The organism is Erwinia mallotivora (genome assembly GCF_000590885.1).
In the GTDB taxonomy this organism is placed as follows: Bacteria; Pseudomonadota; Gammaproteobacteria; order Enterobacterales; family Enterobacteriaceae; genus Erwinia; species Erwinia mallotivora.
This window is the reverse complement of record NZ_JFHN01000066.1, coordinates 39,364-66,288: the sequence shown is the minus strand read 5'-3', so window position 1 is coordinate 66,288 and position 26,925 is coordinate 39,364. Positions and strand designations below refer to the sequence as shown.

The 26,925-nt window shown below is 46.6% G+C and carries 25 protein-coding genes and 3 pseudogenes; 12 read left to right on the top strand and 16 right to left on the bottom strand.

All coding sequences use genetic code 11. The features are described from left to right. Nucleotides 1–158: pseudogene (locus BG55_RS22680) on the top strand (IS630 family transposase); the annotation flags it as partial. Between the two features lie 95 nt (nt 159–253). Further along, nucleotides 254–877 carry a LysE family translocator gene (locus BG55_RS17795; RefSeq protein WP_034940327.1) on the top strand — a complete coding sequence of 208 codons (624 nt, stop codon included), beginning with the start codon at nt 254–256 and terminating at the stop codon, nt 875–877. A 316-nt stretch (nt 878–1,193) separates the two neighbouring features. Here the strand turns inward: BG55_RS17795 and BG55_RS17790 are convergent, their stop codons facing one another. The 3 genes and pseudogenes from BG55_RS17790 to BG55_RS17785 form a co-directional block, all read right to left on the bottom strand. Continuing rightward, nucleotides 1,194–2,834: a methyl-accepting chemotaxis protein gene (locus BG55_RS17790; protein ID WP_052018937.1), complete on the bottom strand. Its 1,641-nt coding sequence runs from the start codon at nt 2,832–2,834 to the stop codon at nt 1,194–1,196. 438 nt (nt 2,835–3,272) lie between these two features. Beyond that, a pseudogene (locus tag BG55_RS22345) lies at nt 3,273–3,873 on the bottom strand (tyrosine-type recombinase/integrase). Between the two features lie 199 nt (nt 3,874–4,072). After that, nucleotides 4,073–4,390: a hypothetical protein gene (locus BG55_RS17785; RefSeq protein ID WP_034940326.1), complete on the bottom strand. Its 318-nt coding sequence runs from the start codon at nt 4,388–4,390 to the stop codon at nt 4,073–4,075. Nucleotides 4,391–4,529: 139 nt separating this feature from the next. On the opposite strand from BG55_RS17785, the gene BG55_RS17780 reads away from it, so the two are divergent. After that, nucleotides 4,530–5,699, top strand: a complete 1,170-nt coding sequence (locus BG55_RS17780) for a hypothetical protein (protein ID WP_034940324.1) — start codon at nt 4,530–4,532, stop codon at nt 5,697–5,699. A gap of 464 nt (nt 5,700–6,163) precedes the next feature. On the opposite strand, the gene BG55_RS17775 is transcribed toward BG55_RS17780, so the two are convergent. Further along, nucleotides 6,164–6,646: a hypothetical protein gene (locus tag BG55_RS17775; protein WP_052018936.1), complete on the bottom strand. Its 483-nt coding sequence runs from the start codon at nt 6,644–6,646 to the stop codon at nt 6,164–6,166. 259 nt (nt 6,647–6,905) lie between these two features. On the opposite strand from BG55_RS17775, the pseudogene BG55_RS23345 reads away from it, so the two are divergent. Further along, nucleotides 6,906–7,215: pseudogene (locus BG55_RS23345) on the top strand (IS630 family transposase); the annotation flags it as partial. Nucleotides 7,216–7,342: 127 nt separating this feature from the next. Here the strand turns inward: BG55_RS23345 and BG55_RS17770 are convergent. Beyond that, nucleotides 7,343–7,876 carry a hypothetical protein gene (locus BG55_RS17770; RefSeq protein WP_034940323.1) on the bottom strand — a complete coding sequence of 178 codons (534 nt, stop codon included), beginning with the start codon at nt 7,874–7,876 and terminating at the stop codon, nt 7,343–7,345. Between the two features lie 297 nt (nt 7,877–8,173). Here BG55_RS17770 and BG55_RS17765 point away from each other — a divergent pair, with 297 nt between their 5' ends. The 4 genes from BG55_RS17765 (at nt 8,174) to BG55_RS23335 (ending at nt 10,943) form a co-directional block, all read left to right on the top strand. Continuing rightward, entirely contained in the window at nt 8,174–8,782 is a 609-nt protein-coding gene (locus BG55_RS17765; RefSeq protein ID WP_034940321.1) for a TetR/AcrR family transcriptional regulator, read from the top strand. A 50-nt stretch (nt 8,783–8,832) separates the two neighbouring features. Then, nucleotides 8,833–9,738, top strand: coding sequence for an alpha/beta fold hydrolase (locus tag BG55_RS17760; protein WP_034940319.1), 906 nt, complete (start codon nt 8,833–8,835; stop codon nt 9,736–9,738). Between the two features lie 390 nt (nt 9,739–10,128). Next, nucleotides 10,129–10,608 carry a DUF6694 family lipoprotein gene (locus BG55_RS23340; RefSeq protein WP_235192790.1) on the top strand — a complete coding sequence of 160 codons (480 nt, stop codon included), beginning with the start codon at nt 10,129–10,131 and terminating at the stop codon, nt 10,606–10,608. 74 nt (nt 10,609–10,682) lie between these two features. Beyond that, nucleotides 10,683–10,943, top strand: a complete 261-nt coding sequence (locus BG55_RS23335; RefSeq protein ID WP_235192789.1) for a hypothetical protein — start codon at nt 10,683–10,685, stop codon at nt 10,941–10,943. A 131-nt stretch (nt 10,944–11,074) separates the two neighbouring features. Here BG55_RS23335 and BG55_RS17745 read toward each other — a convergent pair whose 3' ends face one another. Both BG55_RS17745 and BG55_RS17740 read right to left on the bottom strand, forming a co-directional pair. Further along, a complete protein-coding gene (locus BG55_RS17745; RefSeq protein WP_152542832.1) occupies nt 11,075–11,749 on the bottom strand; it encodes a hypothetical protein in 675 nt (224 codons plus the stop codon). A gap of 169 nt (nt 11,750–11,918) precedes the next feature. Next, a complete protein-coding gene (locus BG55_RS17740; RefSeq protein ID WP_034940317.1) occupies nt 11,919–12,416 on the bottom strand; it encodes a hypothetical protein in 498 nt (165 codons plus the stop codon). A gap of 476 nt (nt 12,417–12,892) precedes the next feature. On the opposite strand from BG55_RS17740, the gene BG55_RS17735 reads away from it, so the two are divergent. Continuing rightward, a complete protein-coding gene (locus tag BG55_RS17735) occupies nt 12,893–14,083 on the top strand; it encodes a cytochrome P450 (protein ID WP_034940315.1) in 1,191 nt (396 codons plus the stop codon). Between the two features lie 25 nt (nt 14,084–14,108). After that, nucleotides 14,109–14,534 carry a cupin domain-containing protein gene (locus tag BG55_RS17730; protein ID WP_034940313.1) on the top strand — a complete coding sequence of 142 codons (426 nt, stop codon included), beginning with the start codon at nt 14,109–14,111 and terminating at the stop codon, nt 14,532–14,534. Nucleotides 14,535–14,688: 154 nt separating this feature from the next. Here BG55_RS17730 and BG55_RS17725 read toward each other — a convergent pair whose 3' ends face one another. Beyond that, nucleotides 14,689–15,483, bottom strand: coding sequence for a hypothetical protein (locus BG55_RS17725; RefSeq protein ID WP_052018934.1), 795 nt, complete (start codon nt 15,481–15,483; stop codon nt 14,689–14,691). 438 nt (nt 15,484–15,921) lie between these two features. Here BG55_RS17725 and BG55_RS17720 point away from each other — a divergent pair, with 438 nt between their 5' ends. Further along, on the top strand, nt 15,922–17,466 hold the full coding sequence (locus BG55_RS17720; RefSeq protein WP_034940311.1) for a methyl-accepting chemotaxis protein: 1,545 nt from the start codon (nt 15,922–15,924) through the stop codon (nt 17,464–17,466). A 172-nt stretch (nt 17,467–17,638) separates the two neighbouring features. On the opposite strand, the gene BG55_RS17715 is transcribed toward BG55_RS17720, so the two are convergent. The 4 genes from BG55_RS17715 to BG55_RS17700 all read right to left on the bottom strand — a co-directional run bounded on the left by BG55_RS17715 (nt 17,639) and on the right by BG55_RS17700 (nt 20,416). After that, nucleotides 17,639–17,926, bottom strand: coding sequence for a chorismate mutase (locus BG55_RS17715; RefSeq protein ID WP_034940309.1), 288 nt, complete (start codon nt 17,924–17,926; stop codon nt 17,639–17,641). A 137-nt stretch (nt 17,927–18,063) separates the two neighbouring features. Beyond that, nucleotides 18,064–18,900 (bottom strand): NADPH-dependent 7-cyano-7-deazaguanine reductase QueF, encoded by an 837-nt coding sequence (queF, locus tag BG55_RS17710; RefSeq protein ID WP_034940308.1) that lies wholly within the window; start codon nt 18,898–18,900, stop codon nt 18,064–18,066. A gap of 10 nt (nt 18,901–18,910) precedes the next feature. Beyond that, entirely contained in the window at nt 18,911–19,774 is an 864-nt protein-coding gene (locus BG55_RS17705) for a queuosine precursor transporter (RefSeq protein WP_034940306.1), read from the bottom strand. Nucleotides 19,775–19,780: 6 nt separating this feature from the next. Next, the gene (locus BG55_RS17700; RefSeq protein ID WP_235192788.1) at nt 19,781–20,416 is read right to left on the bottom strand and encodes a helix-turn-helix domain-containing protein; all 636 of its coding nucleotides are present in this window, start codon (nt 20,414–20,416) and stop codon (nt 19,781–19,783) included. Nucleotides 20,417–21,229: 813 nt separating this feature from the next. Between BG55_RS17700 and BG55_RS17695 the strand changes: the two genes are divergently transcribed. Next, a complete protein-coding gene (locus BG55_RS17695) occupies nt 21,230–22,219 on the top strand; it encodes a tyrosine-type recombinase/integrase (protein ID WP_034940303.1) in 990 nt (329 codons plus the stop codon). Between the two features lie 113 nt (nt 22,220–22,332). On the opposite strand, the gene BG55_RS17690 is transcribed toward BG55_RS17695, so the two are convergent. The 4 genes from BG55_RS17690 to BG55_RS17675 form a co-directional block, all read right to left on the bottom strand. After that, on the bottom strand, nt 22,333–23,037 hold the full coding sequence (locus tag BG55_RS17690) for a fimbria/pilus periplasmic chaperone (protein ID WP_034940302.1): 705 nt from the start codon (nt 23,035–23,037) through the stop codon (nt 22,333–22,335). Then, nucleotides 23,009–25,321, bottom strand: a complete 2,313-nt coding sequence (locus tag BG55_RS17685) for a fimbria/pilus outer membrane usher protein (protein ID WP_268745069.1) — start codon at nt 25,319–25,321, stop codon at nt 23,009–23,011. Before BG55_RS17685 ends, BG55_RS17690 begins: the two co-directional genes overlap by 29 nt. 247 nt (nt 25,322–25,568) lie before the next feature. Continuing rightward, nucleotides 25,569–26,255, bottom strand: a complete 687-nt coding sequence (locus BG55_RS17680) for a DUF1120 domain-containing protein (RefSeq protein WP_034940298.1) — start codon at nt 26,253–26,255, stop codon at nt 25,569–25,571. A gap of 255 nt (nt 26,256–26,510) precedes the next feature. Beyond that, complete coding sequence (locus BG55_RS17675) at nt 26,511–26,840, bottom strand: YqeJ family protein (protein ID WP_160170877.1); 330 nt, start codon at nt 26,838–26,840, stop codon at nt 26,511–26,513. Nucleotides 26,841–26,925 lie beyond the last annotated feature (85 nt).

Genomic DNA, 26,925 nt, shown 5'->3' with positions numbered 1-26,925 from the left:
GGGTGAACCACGTTGAACGGCTATGGCAGGCACTGCACGACACAATAACCCGGAATCATCGGTGCCGGACAATGTGGCAACTGCTGAGGAAGGTTAGCCATTTTATGGAAACCGTCAGTCCATTCCCCGGGGCGAAACATGGGCAGGCAAAAGTGTAGCGGTATTAGGCGCACCTATTTAGCCGCTTTGATACTGATTGTTTATTTAAAAATATAATTATACCCAACCGCAGAATGAATCAGGGTGGTGCGTTATGACGTTACCTGCACTGTTTTCATTCTGGGCTTTTTCTATGATGTTCGTGCTGACTCCCGGAGCGGATTGGGCGTATGCAATGAGTGCGGGAATTCGAGGCAGATTTGTAGTTTCTGCCGTAGTTGGGCTTCTAACAGGCTATGTCGTGCTGACACTCATTGTGGCGGCCGGGATAGGTATCCTCATTGCAGGGAAACCTTTACTGATGCTTCTACTGACGATCGCGGGGGCACTTTACCTTATCTGGTTGGGTAGCAGGATGCTATTGAATCCACCAAAACCTGAGGCACAGAACAATACTTTTCGTAATGAGAGTAGATACAACGTCGCATTACATGGGGCTCTGGTTAGTGGGTTAAACCCCAAGGCTTTTATGTTCTTCCTTGCCTTCCTCCCACCCTTCACAATGGCTACTGCTAGTTGGAGTATTTCAGTACAGCTATTTGTTCTTGGTATGGTTCATACATTGAGTTGTTCAGTGGTGTATATGTTTGTTGGTATTGGCGCACGTCTGATATTGAGTGCAAGACCAACCGCGGCCCGTTTTATCGGGCGTTTATCTGGGATTATTATGCTACTACTTGGCGTTTTTCTGCTCTACCGAGAGGTTATACAGGGCTAATCCCTCAGCTCTTAGCTGTTGTTATTACATCTGCCATTCTAAATGAAGAACACCTTCAGATTGTTACATTTGCGACTACGTCCGCTCCTGGCACAAAGCAGACTGGCCAGTCAACCGCGTGAGTAAGTTACTTCCAGGGCACTTCACCCTGTCCGGTGGATAATCTCCGGTCCATCCTGTCAAAAATCTTCTGACTGTTCGACGTTTCTTTTCTGCTTGTAACTGAAGATGGTTGGTCTCTGCTGTGCGATTAGCGGCTGGCTTAAACTTCATCAGACAGACCGCGCCAGCCACAGGCTGTGGCGCGGTGCAGTAATCAAAAATTGGTCCAGCCACCATCTGCTGCGGCTGAACTGATTTTCATATCCATGGGACGAGACAGAGCAAGGGACGTAACCGGAATCGCAGGGGCAGCATGTGAGTCCAGTCTGAACACCGAGACAACCTGGAGAAGGCGTTCAGCCTGATCCTTAAGGCTTGCGGCGGCGGATACTGATTCTTCGACCAGAGAGGCATTTTGCTGTGTTGTGCTGTCCATTTGCGTCACGGCAATACCGACCTGCTCAATACCACGGGCCTGCTCTGCGCTGGCTGACGTAATTTCCTCAACCGTGTCGGTGAGTTTGCTCACCGCAGACAAGATACCAGCCATCGTCTCCGAAGCATGCACCACCAGTCCGTTACCCTGTTCAACACTCTTCGCATTTGACTCAATCAGCTGTCGAATTTCGCCGGAAGCACTTGCACTGCGTTGCGCCAGTGACCTGACTTCACTCGCCACGACGGCAAAACCACGACCATGCTCGCCTGCCCTGGCCGCTTCAACAGCGGCATTAAGCGCAAGAATGTTGGTCTGAAAAGCAATACCGTCTATAACGGCGGTAATTTCAGCGATACGACCGGAACTTTCGCTGATGGATTTCATTGTCCCGGTTATGTCATGAGTGGCACTGCTGCCTTTGTTGGCAACATCGCGCACATTCACCGCCAGTTGCGCCGCCTGACGTGCATTTTCAGCATTATTTTTCACGGTCATGCCCAGTTGTGTCATGGTCGCGGCCGTCTGTTCAAGCGCACTGGCCTGCTCTTCTGTCCGCTGAGAAAGGTCAACATTTCCCTGTGCAATCTGCGTACTGGCGGAAGCCACGCTTTCCGCATTACTTCTTACCTGACTGACCGTGCTTACCAACGAGTCCTGCATATCACGGATAGCGGCCAGCAGTATGCCCGTTTCATCCTTACGGTTTGTAGCAACGGCAATACTCAGGTCACCCCGGGAGACACGTACTGCCGCTTCAACTGCTACCTTCAGCGGACGGGTAATGCTTCTTGTGATAATCACTGCGGAGATAACAGCAAGCATTACAGCAATAACGCCGGCAATCGTAAGTATGAGCAGGGTATCGGAATTGTCCTCCCGCGCCTTTTCAGCTGCGCCGACCATGCGCGCTTCCTGATGCTCCTGAAGCGCCTTTAACGAATCTAAAAAGTCGACCTGTGTCTGATGACGTGAACCGAAAAGTAAATGTACGGCTTCATCATTTTTACCCTGCTGTGCAAGTACCGCGACTTCATCAATGAAAGGCAGAAAAAGATCGGCTCGTTCACGCAGACGGGAAAATATTTCCAGACCCGTTGGTGAGTTGACCTGCTTTTTCAGACTGGCAATCAGATTTCTGACTTCCTGTTCTTCACTACGGTAATCACTAATGGCTTTTTCTTTCAGTGCTGTGTCCTGGAGAAGGATTGCACTTATGGTAAGCCGACTCATATCTGAAATGTAATAACGCAGCGCCTGAGATGCCGAAGCTTTACTGTAGAGGCCACCGGATATTTCATTAGTTGCACTGCCGAGAGAGTTGGCTTTAACGATTCCAATCAACACCATAAAAATAACGAGCAGCGCCATAAAGCCAAAGGCGGCACCAAGCCTAACTCCGATTCTGATATTGCCCATAGTGAACCCATCCTGTGAGGCATCAGCAGTGATACGCATTGCTGACGCAGAGAAGCTTCCGAGTAAAAAGGAAGTGCTGATTAGAACTGCCGCAGTTTGGTCGCGGTATCATTACTATCGGCAACTGTCATAAAAAGTTCACAAATCATTTTTGAAGGCTTCTTGAGCTGGGAATGTCATTATTTCAGTTCAACGCACGCACCCTGGCCAGAAGCTTTTTTTACCTGTCCGGACGATCGCATAACGTCAGTGAGGCACCGAAGTGAAGCACCAAAGAGCCTTGAGGGCCGTTTTGCATAAGACCAAAACAGCTCAATATTATTTGGTGTCTGTATCCGACTGGTACGTACTGGTCTGTTACGAAAAGTAGCACTTACGTGTTTACCTGCTGCTAATTTCCGTTTCTGGCACAGGACTGCTGTTGCAGCCCTGACAACCTTAGACTCCAATCGATTCAGAGATCTCTGACGCATCATCGACTTCAATGCCCAGATAACGGACTGTGCTGTCCAGTTTCTTATGGCCAACAGAAGTTGGATCACCCGAAGATTCTTGGTTTTCTTATATATCAGGTAAGGTTTTGTTCTTCTCATGGAATGCGTGCTGTAAAGCAAATCTTCAAGACCAGGTTTTGCTATCCACCCATGAAAAATTCGATTCTGGTGCCGAGTTGATACGTGTTGGCAAGAGCAGACCCGTGATTGCAACAAGTAGTCTTTACTGTGCAAATTGCCCAGCTTAATTAATGCTTCAACTGCTTCTCTTGCCCTTTTAATTAACTCAAACTGGACAGGGCTGATGGTCTTTTGTTGTAGCACAGTTGCTCTGCTTGAAGCAGAACCGCTATATTCAACATCCGATACTTAAAACTTAACCAGATCGCAGCCCCGAAGCTTACTGCCCAACGCCATGATTAACGGAGCCAAATCGCGCGTTTTACCTTCCGGCTCAAGTCTGATGCGCATGTCCCAGATTTGAGATATCTGAAGCGGGTTTTTTAGCCGATGATACGATTTTTGTACCAGGGTAACGTGTTCATAATCAAACCTCCGATGGTGCGGGAGATTTGATTATGGCTGTTCCTCAAGAGCGAAGATCCGACGTTTGTTTTGGACAAGTATTCCAGTAGTCCCAGCATAATAAATACTCTCCGAAGCGTAGATTCCCACAAGGAAAATGTTAATACATGCGCTGACAGCGCATGTATTAACCCAAACCGGCAATCGGTAGCCACCTTCTTAGGGCATCTTAGCCTCAGAGTCATTCACTTGAACATTGTCTGCAAGAGTGCCCATTTTGCGTTTAATTGCAGTACGCGCAACGGCTAACTCGTTTAATATGACTTTGTGCTTTGCAGCATGTTTTTCCGCAGCAACATCCAATGCCATTTGATTTTCGAGATTTGACACAGCGATTTGGTCATCTTTATCAACATAGCCAAACTCCTCGTTCAATATCCTTACCAATTTATCATGAGAAACGCCGGTTTCCTCCTCAACAGAAATGAGTGACTTCGCCAGGCTTCGATGCAAGTTTCGCTGTACAATGTTGGTCATATTTTCATCTCTTTACTAAGTCAGTTATATGTAAAAGAGCAACCAATAATGTAGTGGTTAATTAATTTGTTGCTCTACCCCAGATACTACGTTAGATGAACTTCCAAAAAAGCGGAAAAAATTAATAAGCGAGAACATTATGAAATCTGTTAGCGATGAAAAGCTTGCAATCACCGATAAAGACACACTTCGCCGTCGGCATTCAGGTAACTATAATCCATTGAAAAATGGCGAGATATATCAGCTTCCTTATGAAGTTGAGCTGGGAACTAAGCCCCCGTCATTTTTTGATGGTCTGTCTGATTTCGACTATCTAAAGTACCCAACTTCAGTCAGGAAACTTTCACTCAAGGAACTTCGGACCGAGTTGGCGTACCTGGATGATGGTATGGAGGGATCAGATTTCTGGAAAAATTTTAACGACTCTGCACTTAAGTCCCACCTCAACATCATTTTGGGTACTGTGAAAAAAAATGAGGATGATAAAGACTGGCGTAAAAAGTATCTTAAGCAGACTGGGGAGAACGATGATGACAAACCTTATCATAATGACATGCTCAGATGCATATATCTTCTCGCACATATGCATAAAGCAAGCCCCAGCTACATTCGGCAGCTTTCGAAGACAGGCTGCGTATGGTCTACAGATCTGCGAGTTTATTATCCACGCACAGATTTTGCATTCAGTGAGGAATATGGTGGCTATCTGTCAGAGTTATATGCCAACATTCTCTACCATCAACCCATAAGCATCCGTAAAGTAGTAAAATATCTGGATAAAATTATAGAAAAGTTAGTTCAATTTTCTGATAGTTGGCTTATTGCGCCAATCTTAAAAGGCCGCAGCGCAGACACTGACAGCCCAGGACTTAAAATATTAAAGTATAATCAGATAGCATCAATTACACATTTTCAGGCACTCAATCAATTCCTGAGTGATAAAATCACTGGCAACTTCACTGATAACTCGTTTGCTCAACTTAAAAAGAATGGAACGCAAAATCTGGCCACTGCCCAACATTACAAACTGGTTGCTGCACAATGTCTCAGAATGAAAATGGGAGTACCTTCAAGAAAACGAAATGGCATGTGGTATCCAGTTAGTGCAACTCCTTGCTCTCAAGCCTTCATTGATGATCATATTGAATTATATTCAAATGCATTAGCTGCGGATGCGCTTAACAAACTTGAGTTTGAAAGTGTTGGTTCTAAAAGTGGTAAAAAAGATACTTCAATATCTTCGGCAATAAAAAAATGGCCTGCCAAAACCCTCAATCGATTGATGCGATTCTGGCTGCGGAATCGTTAGATTGTTCAAATATTCCTGAAATTTTTTCAAAGTATACTCAATTAAGGACCATATATTCTGAAACCACGAAGAATGGCTCCTCACAAAATTTTCTGAGGGGGCTTACTTATAACGAGAAAGTTGAATGTGTTCTGGAATATATTAATGGGAATAATCTTTTTAAGATAAATGCTGATATCGAATCTATTGAAAAAAAATTAATTGCAATGAGGTTATTAACTAAGAAAAATACTATTGTAGATAATTCAATGCTATTCTATGAATACGATTTGCACGACTTTCCATCCAGGGAAAAATAATCGTGAAGTGCAAATGTGGACTTACTTCACTTTCATAGAGGATCTCAGGTGAAAATGTCCGCCCCCGGCACACAGCAGACAATTATGCCTGCTTACGAAACAGGCTTAACGTAGAATATTTCCCCTTTTCCAGGCCAACCCCTGGTAAAGGCATTCTGGAAGACATCATTTTTCGCCTTTACGCAGAAAGGCAAAGAACCTGAAAGCAGCGATGGTTCCAAAAGGATTTTTAGTTGTTTCCCATTCTTTTTTGAGTAGCATGCGAGTTTGTAAGACTCCCTTATCAGCCTCCTCTCGCCAGGCACTCCTTTCGGAAAATTTAGGATCTAAGAGATTAATCAGCGTCGACAACAATTCATTAGCCTCATCATCGTCAAGCTTGAACCGAATCTCAATACTTCGGTATAATCGAAAAGCTTCGTACTTTAGAGTATTTAATTTCAGATATCCCTGTGCTTTTTTTTCCTGTGCTGATTCAAGGTTATAATCTAAATATGTTTCCGACCATTCATCAGCCTTAGTTATATACTCCGATATTTCCTTTCGGATCTCATTAATCCAGATCTGTCGAAATTCCGATATTTTAAGCTGTCTGGCCATGATGGCCACAAAGAAAGCAACCGCTATGCCTGTAATGATTGTTGTCATGTGCTTACCTTACCTGTTATTTTTCCAACCCTTGAAGAAACGAGAGTCCTCCAGGATAAAATTATACTAATCTAATTTTTAACGCTAACAGCTGGTAATAGTTTTAGCCTCTGTCTAAATGGCTGTTCCGAATAGTAGATCCCTTCGAGGGAACTCAGCCCGAATTGTGCGATCTGATCAATCGCCACACCAATCCTGTCACCAATGGGACTGAGCGATGCCGATCATAGATCCAATATCACGTAGTGAATGACGCCTGATGCAGAACACTATCCACTAAACCCCCGATAAGAAACATGCCCGCAGGCTTATCGCTGTGCTGCGCCCGTTCTTACGTTGGACGCTGGATTAACCGGTTTACACTTTACGGTGCCGAAGGTCTTGAATCCATTTCAGCATGACGCGGATAACGCTGGACTTTAGAGCAGATATACGCTCTGCTGAAGCGACTTATTGAACGCTCTCCCGTCGACTTAGGTTTTCAGCGTTCATGCTGGAGTTCGAGGTTACTGACGATAAAAATCAAACAGATAACGGGTTGCGAGCTACTTTCCTCTGCTGTGTGCCGCTAAATTAAAGCATCTGGTCTTTTTTCCACTTCACCGAGAGACATATCCGCCATGAAAAAGCCCACTCCTGGGTGAGCTTAAACCCGATTATTGCCCTTCAGACAGTGACCTGACGTGTATCTTGCAATTAATCGAACATGCCAGAGGGACAGTAGTTGCCTTCCCAATCCACTATCTTAGCGTTTGAATCCAGATCTTTTACCGATACGCTATCTCCGGAAAATCTTGAGCCAGTAACGACGATATCGTAATCATGATTTGGCTGAGGAATGAATCTTTCGGAGGCAGAGTGTTCTGTATTTTGATAGTACCCAGATTGAGTCCAGTAATGAATAACCGTCACCAGTTGCCCTGGCTTGATAGTAAATTCATTTATGAAAACGCCCTTGTTGTCAGATGACACTGGCATTCCAATTTTTTTATTTCCTGTGACAGGAATACCGAGAATAGCCAGACTGGCAGTAACCCTGCGCTCCAGAATTTTTTTATAACAACCACTTACCTGTTTTTCGTAAAATTGAAGAGCCGTGTTGCCATCGGATGCAACACGAATCCGGGCTGCATCTGAACCTTTATAGTCTTCCAGCGCAGGTCTGAACCCCGCAGTACATCCACTCAACAACGTAATCACTACTCCTGTAATGACCAGCTTTCCATACATGCGCATCACCTTTCGTCTTTGTTTATTTTTATTTAATCGACTCAGGCCGGGAAAACTTTAAACGAATATTAAGCGAGTCATTTACCATTACTGATATGCTCCCCATATTTTAACTCACCGTTCCGTTAGCAATGTCAGTTTCTGGCACGTAAGGGACAGGCCTGGTAAGCACCATTTCCGCATTGAGCGAAGAGCGAAAATTAAAGCGGGAAAACTGATATATCCGCTCGCTTTTATTCTGTTGAATTATCTGCCATGATTTAGGAATCGATCGATTCCTAAATCATGGTGCAGATGATGACAGAGTGGTCTCAGAAAGTTCGTGAACGCGGTCGCCCCCGGCAGTTTGACGTGGATGAGGCGCTTGACCTTGCCATCCTCGTGTTCCGTGAAAAAGGTTATTACAACGCTTCGATTAGTGATCTGAGCAAAGGCATGCAACTCACCTCCGGGAGCATCTACAAAGCTTTTCATGACAAGCGTAACCTTTTTTTACAGGCATTTGAGCGTTATACGTCGCGGCGTAATAAGTCGCTGCGACAGCGGCTGGCGCAACAGCCTGATGGTCGGTCAGGGATCGCTGAGCTGTTTCGATTTTATCTTGAATCTGCCAGTGCTGTTGAAGGGCGGCGTGGCTGCCTGGTCGTCGGCAGCGCCATCGAATTACAGCAGTCTGATGCCAGGCTTTCAGAACTGGCACAGGTTGCGCTTCAGCGTAATCAGCAAACTATTCAGCAGCTGATTGAAAAGGGGCAGAAGGACGGCTCTGTTAACCCGCAACATGATGCTGAAGCGCTGAGTGACCTACTGGTATGTCTGGTGCTGGGAATGCGTGTGGCAGGAAAAATAAAGGATATTGCCGCGGGCGAGTTTGTGATTTCGACAGTACTGCACATGCTCGATTAAAATTTTCTCTGATAAGGAAATGGTCATTTTCTAATTAACCGGAGTTATGAATGATTGACAATACAACTGTCCAATGCTGGTCACAGCCTGTCACAGGGATGCCAGGGTTTTCACATCACTACGAAACAATAGAGGGTGTTCGTTTGCACTATGTAAGAGGGGGCAATCCACAGGGCGAAGTTGTATTACTGTTGGCTGGCTTCCCTCAAAGCTGGTACGCCTGGCGTCAGGTAATGGTACTGTTGGCCGACCGCTATCAGATTATCGCACCGGATCTGCCTGGACAGGGCGATTCCGACAAACCGCAATTCGGCTATGATACGCAGGCGCTTGCCGGGAAGGTGCGGGGCCTGATGCAAAAGCTTGCGATTGAGCGTTATTACCTTTCTGCTCACGACGTTGGAGCCTGGGTTGCCTGGCCCTACGCCATGCTCTACAACCAACAGGTGATCAAGCTGGCCCTGCTTGATGCGGGAATTCCAGGCATAACCCTGCCTGATGCCCTGCCAGTCACACCTGATAAAGCATGGAAAACATGGCACTTCGCTTTTCATTTATTACCCGATCTTCCTGAAGCATTAATCACCGGACGTGAAGAGATCTACCTTGAATGGTTCCTGCGACGCAAGACAGCCAGTCCAATGGCTTTCAGCGATGGCGATATGTCGGAATATAACCGTTTGTTAAGGCAGAACGGCGCATTGCGTGCCGGCCTGGCGCCATACCGTGAGGTAACGATATCAGCTGCACAGAACCGGACTCTGAGCGAGCATCATAAAATGACACTTCCACTGCTGGCCATCAGCGCGGAGCAAGGTTCCATCCCCGATATGGCCACGCCGTTGAGGCAGTTTGCTGATAATGTCACGGGAATTACCCTGCAACATTGCGGCCATTTCATTCCGGATGAACAACCGCAGGCACTGGCTGAGGCGCTGGCGACGTTTTTCCGCTGAACTGGCCTGCTGATTGAATGATTATGCGTGGCCCCCATTGAGTCATGGTTATGTTGAAAGGGGGCGCTGCTGGCACAAAGCACACGCTCAGCAACTTCATCAGACCAGCTATGAGCGAAGTGCGAAACTATTGCCCACCGGGGGCGCATTTCAAATATCCCCGTCTGTTACTGAACGGCAGGCAGATCACGGGTTCAGCATAATGATTAACTACTCTGTCGTTATGGCTGGCTGTTCGCAGTCAGCTAAGCGCATCCGGCACAGCCAGAGTCATTGGGCCGCGTTAATTTTTTGAAACTTTCTCTTATCTTGTTATCGCAAAGTGCTTCCAAATGTTTCTGGTGGCATTTAGGATTCGTCCTGTCGCAGTGTTACGGGTAAAGGATGGTTATGAGAAGAGTTTGGGTCGCGCTGGCAGTGACATTGGTGCTCAGTGGCTGTGACCAGCCAAAAATTGATACGTCCAGTGATGAGAGCATGAAGTCCTCTGTTCAAAAGGTCAGAGCATCACTGCCTGAAGAACAGCGCGCATCTTATGATGACGCACTTAAGGTGGTAGCTTTCAACCACCTGAACGTTAAAGACCCCGTGCAGGCAGGGATGACGAACAACACTGCGGGTGTTGAAGCGCAAATGAAAAGCGATCTTTCAGGGAAAACCGGCCAGGAAGTCATCAACTACGCTGAGATGATCCGCAAGGAACGGGCTGAAAAAGAAAAGGCTCAGGCCCTCCAGGAAATCGCAGAACTTGAACAAAAACAGGCTAATGCACAGGAAAACCTGAAAAAGCTTGAGGCTTTCGCGGTCACACGCTCGCGTTTTTATTTTGAGAAAAAAAATATGGCAACATCCAGCCTGTTATTGCGCTGAGCGTAGAGAATGGCACGTCTGAATCCGTTTCCCGCGCCGATTTCCGTGGCGTAATTTCCAGCCCGGGTCGTCAGGTGCCCTGGTACACAGACACCTTCAGCTATCAAATTCCTGGTGGTCTGGAGCCGGGAGAGAAAGCTGACTGGCGTCTCGCGCCCAGTCCCTTGTCTGACTGGGGCAATGTTGAGGTACCGGCAGATGCCGTCTTTACGGTTACAGTTATTCGTATAGATGATCCCCAGGGAAACCAGATATTTGGTGATGCTGACTTTACTGAACGTGATGCCAGTCGCCTTGCGGAACTAAAAGGGCTGTATCCCGGAGCAACCCCCTGATACCAGGGAGCCAGCGAAAGGTCAATGAGTGAGACGCTCTTCAGCTGTTAAGCCGTGGCAGCAGGGCCTCATGATGTAGCACCAGCCGCTATCCTGCCTGCCCATATCATCAGGGCAGGCAGCGACCGGCGTTATTTCTTTAACAATCGTGGCAACTGATTTTCCAGCTCAAGAAGGCAGGCATCCATCATCTTTTGCGTTTCCAGCGTCACTCTGGCGTAATTGTTGGCCTTCCAGTCATTTAACGGCGCGGTGACGTGGGTAGGCGAACACTCTGATATTATATATGCACTCAGTATATTTCCGCCTTCCGGACGTTTGTAAAATACCACCCGCCAGGTTAAATCATAGTTGCTGTTACTGGCCGACATATCGGTATAAATCAGTGACCATTGCGCGGCCGCAATATACAAAGGTTGGGTCCAGACATATCCATTACCATTTTTGTCCAGCCAGTGCTTAATTTTTACTTCCGCTCGCGGTGAAAAATAGCCGGATGTCGGCTCCGGCATCGTGTCTACTGACGTGCCCTTATACTGGTTCTTGTCAAATGTAGCACTCCCGATCCCTCCGCCCAGAACCGCTGTCATTACTGACAGCCCCACCATAGCACCGGTGGTGACAGGTGATACCACGCGAAGTTTTATATCCGGGTAGTGATTATTGTTCATATCTGTGGATACAAAAGTACTGGAGACGTCCAGCGAACTGCCACTGGCGGCCTGCACTTTGTGTGCATTGTTTTTCCCTGCGCAGCCGGTCAAAAATGCTAAAGACAATACACCTGTAATGACTAACCTGTTCATATTAATTTTTATTCCATTGGTCTGGTTTGTGTTGAGAAATTTATTTAATTGCAAAGGATAAGGCGAGAAGGAAAAATACAGTACTTGCATTTAACTCTTCCATCATAAAACTCGCTGTTACCCGCATTCCCGCTCGGTTAGCAGGTAATTATATTCTGTTTTGTGAAGGTTAAATCGCTGGTATTTTTCCCCAGTTATTCAGATAATCGGTTAAAAATTTCTTCTTCGACCCCGTACTGTAACTGACTTCTCCATTATCATTGAAAAATACATGGAAATTGATGACTTCTTTTTTCAGACTTTTATTAAAGAAGACATGGCCGAATTTATTGCTTGTGAAATGAGTTTCCAGTGCCTGTCGGGGAAGGATTAAATAAAACCAGTTTCCACACTCTTTTTTTATAACAAAAACATAGTAAAGTTCCGGAGAGGTTGGTTTTACCAGCTGGTCATGCCTCACGCCAAAGGTTCCAGAGTATCCTTTCTTTAATTTTTTTGCCTGGCTGTATTTTACCTGCAATCTCCACATATTCCCGGACGAATCTTTCACTGCGAATATATCGTCACCAATATCAATTTCCGGCATAGCCACATTGTATTCACGCCATGCCAGCTCTGCCATTACCGCCAGGTGGGCGGCTTTAGATTTATAGTGATGTATTGCCATACATTCCTCTGTAAAAAGTTAAATCAGCAACATGCTACCGCCCTCAGTCTGATAGCTGATGGAGGCATTCATTGCATGCAAATCACTTGCAGCTATAAGTAACGGCTGTAAAAGAGAAAGCTTTAAAGAAAATGATGTATCACCTGTCGGAAAGGGCTGGAAGGTATTCCTGATGCTCATAGCCAGCGTTGAGTTTTGCAGCTGTTTTCAGCCAGAGGTCTTCTTAATCTGCTACCTGTTTACGACATCAAAATTTACATTCTGAAAACAAAATAATCACACTATGTTATTTTTTTTGTGTAAGTTAATTCCATTCTTTATTAGTGAGACTGGCTGATATTTCGCTACTGTTCGCTGCTTATTCAACAGGGGTACAGTGACGGAATAACATAACGGTAACGAATTTTGTTAAAAATGATCGAAGCACTTTCTATATGGCAACCCTCCCGCAGGCACGCATTATCCGGAGATAAGGTATGCAGCTCAGTGAACTGATGAACCCGGACTATTGTGAAAATCCTTTTCCGCTGTACAGCAAGCTCCATCAACAGGGGCCGCTGATCCGCAGTGGAGAAAACATCATCATCAGCGGCAGCCACGCCGTGGTGGATGCTCTGCTGAACGATCGGCGGGCAGGTAAAAACTACATGGCCAGCGTCCGGCTGCGTTTTGGCGAAGAAGCGGCTGCACGTCCGGTATTTCGCGGCATGAGCAAAATGTTTCTTGTTCTCAACCCGCCGGAACATACCCGACTGAGGGGACTGGTGATGAAGTCCTTCAGCACCAAAGAGATTCAGCCGCTGAGGGAGATGGCCCTGACGGTGGCAAATGAACTGGTCGATTCCTTCATCGATCGCCGCGCGTGCGACCTCGCTCAGGCGTTTGCATTCCCGCTTCCGGTGCGCATTATCTGCCGGATGCTGGACGTTCCGGAGTCAGATGCGGCCAGACTGGGTGGCGCGGCATCTGCGCTGGTCAGACTCTTCGACCCGCAGATCACTCAGCAAGACCTGCTGAAGGCCGAAGATGCGTTCACCGCCCTGGAAGACTATTTCAGCACGCTGATTATTTCCCGGCGTGGCAGCACCGCCAGTGACCTGGTCTCGCTTTTCCTGCGCAGCGGAGACGACGGCGACAGGCTGGATGACGATGAAATTATTGCCAACGTTATTTTGCTGTTTATTGCCGGGCATGAAACCACCTCAAACATGCTGTGCAACACGGTGATGGCCCTGCACGACAACCCTGAGCAGTTGGAACAGCTGAAGCAGGACCACACACTGATACCGGCCGCCATTACGGAATGCCTGCGCTACGACAGCTCTGTGCAGATGCTCTATCGCTCGGCGCATGAGGATATTGAGCTGGCAGGCCAGCTGATACCCCGTGGAACCAGCCTTTTTCTCAGCCTGGGAGCCGCCAACCATGATTCGGAGGTGTTCCCGATGCCGGACAGGCTGAACATCCGCCGTCGGGAAGGGCGCTGCCTCTCTTTTGGCGGCGGTATTCATCACTGTATGGGATACCGGCTGGCGCTGGCCGAGATGGAGGTTGCGCTGGAGGTGTTGCTGACCCGCCTGCCGGAAATGCGGCTGATAAAAGAGGGCATTTGCCGCAACCAGCGGGCAAACCTGCGTGGTGTCAGCGCGTTGCCGGTCAGCTGGTAAACATCAGATAAAAAGGAGAAGGATCATGCCAGAAACAAAAAACGCATGTCGTCTTGTCACACCGCAACCGGGTTCCGTCGGGCCACAGGCGCTGTTTTATCAGCCGGGCGTGTCCCGCCAGACGACCGGTGCCGTCGGCATCCATATGCAACTTGCCACTATCCCCGCCCGTTCACAGGGCAAGGCGCATAAACATGAACACCATGAAACCGCCATCTATGCCATCAGCGGCACCACCGGCGTGCGCTTTGGTGAACAGCTGGAGCATGATCTGGAGGTGCCGGAAGGGAGTTTTTTATATATCCCTGCTGACCTTCCTCATCTTCCTTACAATGCCACAGACGCCAGCGCGACGGTGGTGATTGCCAGAACCGATGCCTGCGACCCGGAAGGGGTGGTGATGTTGCCCGATCTGGATCAGGATGTGCTGAGTGCAAAGTCACGTAACTAACCGTCAGGCCTGATTTCGCCCGTTCGGGCATCAGCGGTTTCAGCACGGCGAAGCTGGAAATATTATTGCAAGTTCATTTCAGGCTTCGGCTGCCGGGTTATGTCGCCACTGAAAAGCACTAACCCGGTGACAGGAAGCCTGCCATTTTCAACCGTCATGAAGAAAAGCTGTTCACCATACTGGTAAATTTTTCCCACTGCTGCTGGAGCTGAGTAATGTGGGAGGATTCGATGCTTTTAAAAAAATCCGCATCGTCGTTCTCATTTACCATCTGATGCAAACCTGAAAACCATGATGAACTGTCGGAGGTGCTGTTGGTCAGTGACAGCATAGCGCTGCGTTCAGTCTGGGTTTCATGCTGGCCTGAGCTGAGTAAATCCAGCTGCTGACTGAAGTTTTTCACCCCCTCCTGATCGCCATACTGCTGTGCGATGGCCAGCGATCTGCTGGTCATATCTTTTAATATTTCATCCTGCCCGGTCGCTTTGCTGGTGACGTAATTGTTGATTTCAGACCGGGTTGCAGCCTGATATTCAGCAGGAACAAATTTCTCAACCAGATAGTTCAGCTTTGCCTGGGTAAGCGACAGATCCATTGAATTGGTCGTGGAGTTGCCTGAACCGCCGGGGGTCTGAAGCGCTTCAGAAATAAGCCCGCCCATATCGGCTGACGACGCTGTTGAGTGGGTCAGCATCCCTGAGAAGAAGGTGTCGACATCGTTGGTGACGGCATTGGTCTGGCTTTTTGTCAGGGCGATAATGCTGTTTCTCGACTGCAACAGCGCTTGCTGACTTTTTTCTGTTGCTTCCTGACTCAGTTGGATTGCTGGAGTTTCTCCCGCCTTGATCTGGCTGATTTTTTCTTCAGAAAGAACGAGAGATGTGGCGGTATTGACTGGCTTGCTAAAAACATCACTCTGAGCCATGCCCGTTGTACTGATGCTACTCATTTGACACTCCCTTTGGTGAGTAAAAAAAAGGCAATATCATTATCGGAACGTCCAGTGGAAACTTGAGCCTTTGTTAACAGTTTACGGGGTGATGAAGGGTGGTCCGGATAAACACCGATTTAAGGTAATAAGCATTGTGTAAAGGGAATAAGTCAGCTTAATCCGCTGATTTATGCAGGTGCAGCACCATAATGATATGTTCGATTTCATTCAGGACCTCTTCCTTGCTCTGTGTAGCTTTTTCGCACGTTATTCGGTTAACCTCATCTTTCGTCGCCTGACACCGTTACCTGAGGTTACACAATTTCTAACAGACTGATACAACACCGTTTTGTCGCTTTAAATTCTGTTTTACAAAAAAACAGCTGGCGCTGTGTCTCTGATGTGCCTTTTTGCTGCCGATATTACTTCTGCTTACTATCACAAAGGCCTTCAAAAATGAAAATATCTACCCGTCTTACGGCAGGCTTTGGCCTGCTTATTTTGCTGTTTGCTTTATGCGCCGGGATCGCTCTTCATGCCCTTCATCAGGCAAGGGATGGAATGGATGATGCTGTCAACGTCAAGATGAAGCGTTTCACGCTGGTGCTGGATATGCGAAGCAGCGTCAGAGATATGGCTATCGCGGTGAGGAATCTGGTTCTTCTCTCCGATCCGGTGCAGATGAAAAAGGAGTGGGACCGGCTTCAGGCTCAGAAGCTGTCTTATGAACAAATGCGCCAGCAGCTGGTGGCGAGTATGTCCGAAAACGTCTCTCCTCAGGGTAAACATGCCCTTGATCGCGTTCTGTCAGCAGAAGATGCGGCGATGAGCACGCTGATGACCGCAGGAAAGCTGGGTATGGATAATCAGATGGCGCAGGCAACGTCTTATCTGATGGTCACGGCTCGCCCCGCGCAGTTTGCGCTGCTTGATGCGTTGAACGAACTGACCGGGGTCGAAAAAAAGCTCAGCCAGGATACCGTGGCTGAAAATAGTGTGAAAACCAGCAGAACGACGCTGGAGCTTACCGTATTGGTGGTCATCTCCATCCTGGTTGCTGCCGGGACCTGTTTGTTCACTATCCGCATATTAATGCGCCAGTTAGGAGGGGAGCCGTCCCAGGCGCAGCATCTTGCCGCAGCTATTGCTGAAGGTAATCTGGCCACCGCCGTATCACTGAAAAAGGGTGACACCACCAGTCTGCTGGCCTCGCTCGATGTCATGCAGAACCGTCTGCGCCAGCTGGTGGCGCAAATCAAAGATACCGCCGCTTCTGTTGCGCTGGCCGCCGATGAAATCGCGCGGGGCAATACCGAACTCTCTTCGCGTACTGAACAGCAGGCAGCTGCATTACAGGAAACCGCAGCCAGCATGGAGCAGCTGACCGCCACGGTGCGCAATAATACCAGCGGTGCCCGCCAGACGGCGGATTCAGCCCGCAGCACCGCGACACTTGCTCACAGCGGCGAGAGTGATGTTGAAAGAATGACGGTGACGATGAACAGCATTTCAGGCAGTGCCGCAAAAATTCGTGACATCACCAGCGTTATTGAGAGCATCGCTTTTCAGACTAACATTCTGGCACTGAATGCTGCGGTCGAGGCTGCCCGCGCCGGGGAAGGAGGACGTGGCTTTGCCGTGGTGGCGGGTGAAGTGCGTACCCTTGCCCAGCGCAGCGCCGTGGCGGCTAAAGATATCAAGACATTGATAGAGGAAGCGGTGATGCAGGTTGAAACTGGCGTTGCCGTCGCCAGCGGCACCGGGGCCAGCATTATTAAAATCACCAGAATGGTAGGGGAGCTGGCGGGCGCAATGGATGAAATCGCGCTGGCCTCCAGTGAGCAGATGCAGGGGATCTCGCAGGTCAGCGTGGCGGTCAGTCAGATGGACGGCGTCACGCAGAATAATGCGGCGCTGGTTGAGGAGTCATCCTCTGCCTCTCAGTCCCTCTCCGAACAGGCACATTCTCTGCGAGGTATGGTGGAAATCTTTCGTCTCTGAGAGCCTGACGCCTGAGCGGGATAAATATCTGCGTCAGATTTAAGGCGTTATTACATTTCCTGTCAGGTTAATTTTTCGCAGGTAACGTCTGCAACCACAGGGCCACAAGAGATTTCCTGATGGCCCTGTTTCCGCTGTACCCAACTGAGTTGCTAAAGCAGACTGCCAGTATTTACTGTTTCAATCTGTCGTGCTGCTCAAGCTCATACTCGATAAATGCATCGATCATCGCCCGCCAGACTTTTTCAATAATGATTTCCGGCACGCCTGCTTCAGTGGCTTTACCACGGACCTTATTAATCACCTGCTCGACCCGGTCAGGCGCACGAACTGCTGTATGGTCAGTTTTAAAAGCGGCGGCGGCTTTAACACATTCGGCTCGCTCAGCGATGGTTTCAACCAGTCGGCTGTCGATCTGGTCGATACGCTTTCTTACTTCTTCAATGGATGAGAATGTCATTTTTGATTTCCTTAATCAGCACATACGCAATCCGTCATAGCTACTCTTGCAATAAAAGCCAGGCCCATCGGGGTTGCCATTTTTAACCTTCATTAAATATAAAAATGCCACTGACTGAAAATCAGCGGCATTATTTTTTACTGACGCACTAAGCGGGCTGACAGCAGGTTCTGTTCACAGTTACTTCTGAAAGGATTAATATCTAATCCGCCACGACGAGTGTAGCGGGCAAATACGGTAAGCTTAGCGGGCTGACAATACAGCATTATGTCGCTGTAGATACGCTCAACGCACTGCTCATGAAATTCATTGTGATTTCTGAACGAGATAATGTAACGCAGCAGTTTTTCCCGGTCTATTTTGCTACCTTCATAACGAATAATGACACTTCCCCAGTCAGGTTGATTAGTCACCAGACAGTTAGATTTCAGCAGGTCTGAATGCAGCGTTTCAGATACTATTTCACCAGAAGGTGAGGTGCTTCCTTTTAATAAAGAAGCATCGAATTCGTAATTTTCAATGGCAATATCCAGGCCGTCCAGCGACTCACCGGGTAAGTTCGTTATGTGATTATTATAACTGTTGATGTCTGTATAGAGTTTTAATTCTACCGGGGCACCCGCAACGTCAGAAAGATCTTTTTTCATCAACGCCGAAACATGCTCAGCATCCGGGAACCGGCTCTGATTAAAACTGTTAAGATAAAGTTTAAATGATTTTGACTCTATCAGATCGGGACTGCTGGCCGGGATAAAAAACTCGCCAATAGCAACAACCGGTTTACCTTTGTCATTAAGCCAGGATATTTCCCATGCCGTCCAGAGGTCAGTGCCTGAAAAAGGGAGAGGGGCATTGTCTTTAATGCCAATTTCTTCCCGGTTAAGGCTGCGAGGAATAGCCTCCAGTATACTGGGTGTATAATGTTGTATATATTCTGTTTTTGTTCCCAGTAAAGTAATATTTTCGGGATTCATATCAAATTCCTTAAATGTTTTTGTTGATATATTTTCTGAAAAGGTAGCGAGTGCCGTAAATAGGGAAAACACCAATTACGGCATAGGTCATCTTAATGAAAAACTGAGAAAGAATAATGGTTTTTATAATGTCAAAACTCAATGTGTTATAAAAGGCCAGGGTGCAAAATATAACGCTGTCCAGCGCTATAGCTACAACGGAACTGGTCAAAACCCGGATGAAAAGCCAGCGCGAATTGGTCATCTCTTTGATTTTGCACAGCAACCAGGAGTTGGCATTTTCTGAAATGACGTAGGCCAGAGAAGAGGCAATCAATACTGCTGCAATACTGTCAACGATTTCAGTATAGGCCCTTCCAAGGCCCCATTCACTGATGCCGGGTAGTGCTGAAGTAACCAGTAAGCCGCAGACAAACAGGATATTGGTAAATAAAGATATAAAAATGGCCCGACGCGCAAGTCGCAGTCCATAAAATTCGTTCAGTATGTCAACAAGAATAAAAGTCAATGGATACAGAAATATGGCAGGTGGCGCAACAATATCGAGAAATCCAATGTTTACGGGTTTGATACCCGTTATGGTGCAGAATATATAGATCACCGTCAGGCTGAGACTGATTAACTGATAGGCGAACCATGATCTGTCCTGGCGATCCTTCATATCGTATGCTGTGACTAAATCACTTTTCCCGTATAGCCTTCTGTACATTTCTTTAATTTCGTGTCGGTTAAGATCTTCTGAAATGTCGCTACTCTCCAGTTCCTGTATTGGCAGAGAGATGTGTTTACCTGTAGACAGCACCATAATATTAGCCTTTATCGATTCTGTCATTCTGCTGAATCCAAGTAGCTTGTATTTCTTGTTTTTTTCCATGATTTATTACTCAGTAATGTTTTCAGGAAGTCGTTCTTCTATAATTGTGCCAATTAACTTGTCGTTAACACTGGAAAAAGCTATTTCCTGTCTGGCGTGATGAGGTTCTCTGATATATAAACCCTTGCCTGGATTATAAAAAAGGCAAGGCTGTTTATCCTGAAGCGTGCTGTAGCGTTTTAAGATGAGAATATCACCAGGGAAAAAAGTTTTTTGTATTTCCTGCTCAACAACTAATGCTATTAAGTTAGCACCGTCCTCAAAAGCCCAGGTCACCGGATATTGTGTCACTAACTGACCTATGCGCATGTCCATGCTGGGCAGCAATTGTGACTGAGGGATCATCGGGACTGCGGCGGGATTACGATTACCCACCACTGACAAGGTACTGTCCACTTTGTCCAGTTCTTCAATGTCATAATGTTCAATCACATCGCACTGAACGCCGAAAAAATCTGCGATTCTGGTGATAGTGGAATTCTGAACATTGTTCACTTTCCCTTCAAGGATCTTATAGAGCGTGGTTCTGGTCACACCAGAATGGAGTGCCAGTGAAGTCTTGTTCTCGCCGGTTTTTCTGATGAGATACTCTATGTTATTAATTATATTGCTTTTTCTTTTTATGCCTGAGGTCTTCATCATTCGTGGTTCACAAATTTAACATATGCGAAAAATATCATAAATTTCATTTTCAGGCCAGTTTAACGCCGGGTTGCTTACATATGCAGAAGCGATTTGTTTCTTTTTACAACTCTTGCAAGGTGTTTAAAAACAATTATTTATGAAATAAGTTAACGTTTTTGTAGCTTTTTTGTATACTTTTTCGTTGACTCTTATGCATTAGTTAAATTACAGTTTTGGCGTCGTTTTACGGGAATGTTTGGCAATACCAGGCAAATCTGAGATTGAGCAGGGCCATCTGACAACAAAAAAATTAATGGTCAGGCTTACCAACAGATTATTTGTTATGCAATAAACATCAATGCGCCGATATTACCTGACTTCTCAAGGCGTCAGGATTTTTCTGAAGAATAGAAAGCCGGTCAGAGAGCCGTGCTTCGTAGAATTTTAACGCTTATTGCCAGAGCAGCTCATTTGCCAGCATCAGGGAAATTTTACAGGTGGAATTAACCACAGGTTTCTTTTCACTTGCCAACGCGTAAGCAACTCACCGCGTTACTGTTTTGGGACAGGTTTCCTGAATGCATCAGGAAAAATGACGTTTTCCATTGCCTTTATCTTCGACGTATCAGCCTGAAGCTCTGATGAGTAATGCAAGATGACGCTAAATTTTCCGCCGTATAAAAACATCGTTGGACACAGATACATGATTACGGCGTTGCGTCGTTATTGGTCAGCGATATTGCCGTGCAGGCCCGCCAATGTTATCGCCTGAGGAATCTTCCCGGGCGTTTGTTAAATCAGGCTGTATTTTAAATTAAGGAAGGAATCTGAATGAACGGAGATAATGCTGATGGTTGCTGGCAGTTGCTTATGGAAAAATATTTTCTCCATAAGCAACTGAAAGAGCAGACTGAATTAAGCTACGTGAAGGTTGTTGATAATTTCAGAAAATATGCGGGACTGATTTGCGGGCCTCAGGATATAACCCGATGTGATGTTCTGGCATGGCGACACCATGAGCTGGAGGAGCAGGGTGCTTCTTTACAGACATGGAATAACAAAGTTGCTTATCTGCGCGCATTGTACAATTTCTGGATCAGGCAGCAATTAATTGATTCTGAAGATAATCCTTTCAACAGCACGGCTGTCAAATCGCCAGAGAAAATCAGGGAAACGTTGTCAGACACTCAGATGACGCGCGTTGCACTTGTCATGCAACAGTTTGAAGATGCGGAAAAACGCGCTGCGGGCGATCTCCCTAATTGCGCGCTGTATCCGGTCTGGTACTGGAGGATTGTGCTCGACACGCTGCGCTTCACCGGAATGCGTCAGAATCAGCTTCTGCATATTCGCCTGAAGGATATTCGCATTAATGAAGGTGCGATTGAACTCAGCATACAGGGCAGTAAAACATGTCGTGAGAGGACATTCCCAATTGTCAGTCATCTGCGGCCACAGCTGAAGGTGCTGATCGACAGGGCGCAGGCCAGCGGTGCAACCCTCAGCGACAGGCTGTTTCACTACGAGCGTTTTGTTACCATGCCCTGTGATCGTGAAAAACTTGCCGCTATCCCTTCGCTGCAACCGCTACGTTCTTTTTTCAGACGGCTGTCAAACGAATGTGGATTTTTTGTCACGCCTCACCGGTTAGGACACACGCTACTGAAATCCCCCGAGCGTAATCTGCATCTGGTAAAGGAGCGACCCAACCACAGCAGTACCAGCAATACGACGGCAAACAGGGAAATTACTGCCCGAACGCTGGCACAGGATCTGTCGTTATATGCTGATAAACCAGCAAAAAGAGCTAACGGCGGGTGAGCTTTTGTCAGGCCACCCTGACTTATTGCCCCGCCAGCGGTCTGCATGATGCAACCCGTTTGGCGGAGGGTGATGTTGACGATGGCCGGAGAAAAATTTTCAGGCGTTAAAAATCACAGGATGACCTTATTGGTTTTTAACAGATAATTATAATCACTCACGCTGGTTATATTCAGATGCATTCCATGCGCGAGTGAATGCGTCGTCTCAGCACACAATTCTTCTCCGGGTAGTACATAAGGTTTTCTGAAGGTAATCTGAATATTTTTTTCATCAGTTTTTAAATTGGGTGAAAAGCGGAAAACCTTAGCCGTGGGATTATACATGCACAAACGATTCGTCTCTGTACGATATTTTATCTGCTCCCACACATCTTTTTGTTTCAGGTCCTTCCGAACATTGATCACTACCGGAAGATCCTGTCCTACGAGGATTTTTACCTTTCCCTCGCTGACCTCGTCCTGCGGTGGCAGGCCGGTAAAAATAACCCTGGCGATGTGCTCAACGGCATCAGGGGTGTTTGTGCGATAAATAACCCGGATGGTCTGAGTATCTCCTGGTGCCATCACAATGGCCTGTGGTTCGGTATAAAGCGTGCCTCCCGCCAGATTATCATCGGGTAGTCGACTGATTTTACTGTAAAGAAGAACGCTTTTGTTACCATTGTTTTTTATGTCAATTGTAGATTCCTGACTTCCTGACTTAATCAGCACGGCTGAAGAGGAAGGCAATATTTCTGCACTGGCGAAGTTTATCAGACCCGATGCGATAAAAATAAAAATGACAATATTACGCGTGACTACAGATAAAGTTGACATTAATTATGTCCTCCTTTTTGTGAATGTTTTTGGTTGAAATTTTACACGTGGTGTCTGTTCTGCCGGGGGAGGACATTCCCTCTCCTTGCAGAAATTTAATATCTTCTTCATTAATCAGAAGAATTTGTTTATCAATAAATCGGGCAATTAATTTTCCTTTCTTATTGTAAAAGAGATCGCTCTGATTGACCCAGCCAGGCATTTGATTCCACTTCATCAGCAATGAACTATTTTTTGATGCGTCAAAATTAAAATATGATACCGAACCGTGAGCGGCAGAAAATTCTCTGACGTTGTTTTTAATGATAACCCCTGATGGCAGCCCTTCAGGATTTACCCGTATAAAGTCGCCTCTCTGCTCTGCCACAGGACTGATAATGGCTTTACCATCATGATTAGTCACCGAGCTGCTTTGCAGTGAGCTGACATTGAGAAAATGATGAACGCCAGTATTAACCACCGCCCATGTATCGCCAATGCGGCCTGGCGAAAAGACAACCCCTTCCTTACTTATTGCTACTGCACCGGATAAATAAGCCGCTGTCGTCCGCGATGACTCGCCCGCCTCATTGCCCTGAGACAGGGAAATATCCGCAGTTGTGTAGGGTGTCGTGACGGCATTATCCAGCGTGTATGTCTCTGAACGTCCCGATCCTGACGTGCGCATCTGACTGGCAGTAAGCCTGTAATTGTCGGTAACCGAAGCGCTTACTGAATTGGAAAGACGTGCTCTTTCACCATATCTGTAGTACTGGCTTCGCCAGTTGACGCTGCGGTTTCTGAGGCTGAGCGGAACGCTGAGGGTCAGATTAACGCTTAGTTTGTCTGTCCGGGCATGTCCGGGCGCGAGGGACATCCAGGAAACCCCCATACCCAATGAGGCTTTAGCCACCGGTATACTCATACTCGCTGACAGTGAATCCTGACTGGGGGCGTCATAAAAACGATAGTGTGTCAGTGAAAGACTGCCCGTTATCCCTTTTGGCAATTGCAGCGTCTGGCTCAGGCCGATACTGCTTTGTTGTGCGCTGTAGCTGCCCATCAGCGCCTGATCGATGTAGCTGAAATGACGACTGTTGCGTGTGTAAGTGAGGCTGGTATTTTTATAACTGGCCGTGACATTCAGGCTCAGGCCCTTCTGATTTTTTTCATTCTGCACGGCGCTCAGCCAGCTTGCAGAGCGGAAATTGCCGTTTAACGTTGTGTTATTAACCGTGATCCCCCGGTATTTTGACGCCGAAACGAGGGCAACGGATGGGCTGATATTTTTGCTGAAGTATTTGCTGAAACCAGCACCGCTGACCAGGCTGCGTCTTGCCGTCGCTGTCCGCCCGGCGAAAGCATAATAGCCAGTCACTCCCTCGCGTACCGTGGTAATTTGTCCACGGGAAATCACCCGCGAATCCACTATCTGACCGTTTCGTTTAATTAATACCATGACATCGCCAGTAAAACCGGAGACCGGGATATTGCGCAGTTCAGCATGTCCTTTCTGAATCATCTGTTTATACAGCAACAGATTGTTCTGCCAGAATTCAACCAGCAGAACTTCCGCGGTGTCGTAAGTGAAATTAACAAATGCCGTGGCGTTTCCCTCAGCAGAGGATATTACGGCACCATCAATATAACCGGTGCCAAATCCACCATCACTGACCATGGTTCGGCCAGCGCGAATTTTCACGCTGGCAACGTTACGCTCGATATAGCCATCACGTACTCTGTTTACAGACGTATTAATGCCACGGCTGCGAAATGAGCTGTAAGAACCGTGGGATCGTAAAATTGTATTGTTCATATTTAATCCAGCTTCATATTCTGTATTGGTGCTTTCAAGTGCATCAGAAGAACCGGAGAACCGATATGCATAGGTGTTATAGTTAATAAACGCACCGGTGCCTCCGCTGGTTCTCATCTTGCCGTCAGGATTAATCAGATATGTCACTGGGATCTGAATACGTAAGGAATTATCGCTGCGGTCGAAATCTTCCTTTACTTCCGGGTTGAGAACGTAATATTTTCCGTTAGCTGTCTTTTTATAGCGTCGCCATTGATTTTTTTTTATGCCTGACTTCGATTTAAAAAGATCTGAATAAACTACTTTTCCATTGACTGATGATATTTTATCCGATGAGATAAAATGATCGTTAATGTAAATTTCCGCCTGGGTATCACCCTGAGGTAATACGTGTTGATTGAGTGCGTTATCAAGCTGTATGTCACTGATGCCATTTGCCGATATCAGGTTTGGGTCAAACTTTAGCTGCTTACTGAGCGCGGGTGCCATTGCGAAAAGCAGAGAGCAGATAATAAAAAAAGAATATATTTTACGCATAAAAAACCAGGCACCTCATATTGAGATGCCTGCTGCAACTCTAAGATCCTGGCCCATCAGGGCTATTTACTTGCCATTTTGATCCCGGCCAGTGCTCGAAATCCTTACGTACTCAGTGTACGTTCCGGTTTCTGCGCGCTGTCGGTGTCCAGACTGGCTGCGACAATAACGCCTGGTGGGGCAGGCTTTAAGTATTAAATCAGAAGTAACGCACGTTTACCTGCGCAGTTCCCTGCCAGTCAACTTGTTGCGCGTTAGTGATCATATCCCCACGGTTAAGTTGAGGCTCGACGTCAAATACCCATGAGAAGGATTTTCCTGCTGAAGGCGTATTTTTTGTTTCGTCCCAGGGCGTCCAGTCCTCTGTTTTTTTATAACTCCAGTTTGCATTTAATACTTTACTAAATGAGGTGCCATTGTGCGCGCCACCATTCTGATAGCCAAATGATGTACTGTTAGTGACACCATCCACTGTCGATGAAACCGGGTTGAGAGTAAAGTTACCCAGTTTATTTCCGGTTACCGGATCCATGCCCAGACCAAAAATACGGCTGGCATCGGCGTGGCCAGTTCTGCCGTCAGTGTTCTCACCAACCATCGCGCTATTTTCATTAGGATCGGTCGCCCAAAAAGCAACGCTCTGATTAGATGGGCAACTGACCTGCAATGTCACCTGTTTTGCCTGGAAATTATTAAGCGAAGTCTGTTTGAGGTTTTCATGTTGCATAATACCCCAATCAAGTCCATCACCTCCGACAATATTTGCTGTGCAGGCATTCGGAGCAATAATACCATGTACGTTAATATCCATTCCCGCCATGACAGAATGGGATAACAGTGAACTACTGGTGAAACCAAAAATCAGCACTAATTTTTTAAAAGACACGTCTTCTTCCTTTATCTGAATATATAACTAATGAACACAAGCCAGGTCGGCCTGGAACGGGAAAGAAGATACCTTTAAAATTGATAAGGTGTGACTTAATAAATATCAAAATTCATTAAATCTTTTCTGTTAAAAAAAGCTGTTAAAAATCAATAAATTGATTGGTTTTCTACTGTGATTTAAGAGATTTTAAGAGGTTTTGTGAAAGTGCATTGTGTAATGCACTTATTGTTTAAATGGTATGTTGCGGGATTATTAGTTTTTTTCACATAAGTAGAGCGGTACTGTTTCAGAATAGACCAACCATGACCTGTTATTTAAATGCTTTATCTTCCAGAGGAGTGACTGTCCTTTGGTGATGAAAAAATCGGGTAACCATCTCTTCTCAACATCCGGGGTCAGCGTCATCTGAGGAGAGTTGAGAATTAAATCTGATCTGACAAGGTAATTGTCGCCGTTCTTTTTATAGGTGAAATTTACTGTTTTACTCAGATATCCTGAGATTTTCTTGCCGTTGTAAAGTACTCCTGAGATGGATATGGTTCCCTGACCTGAATCAAGATTCTGAAATGACACGATATTCATACGCTCATTTCCTTTTATAAAAGATATCTCGGCCTTACACTCACCCTCTGGCCTGGATTGATTTTTAATGAAGAAACAGAAATAT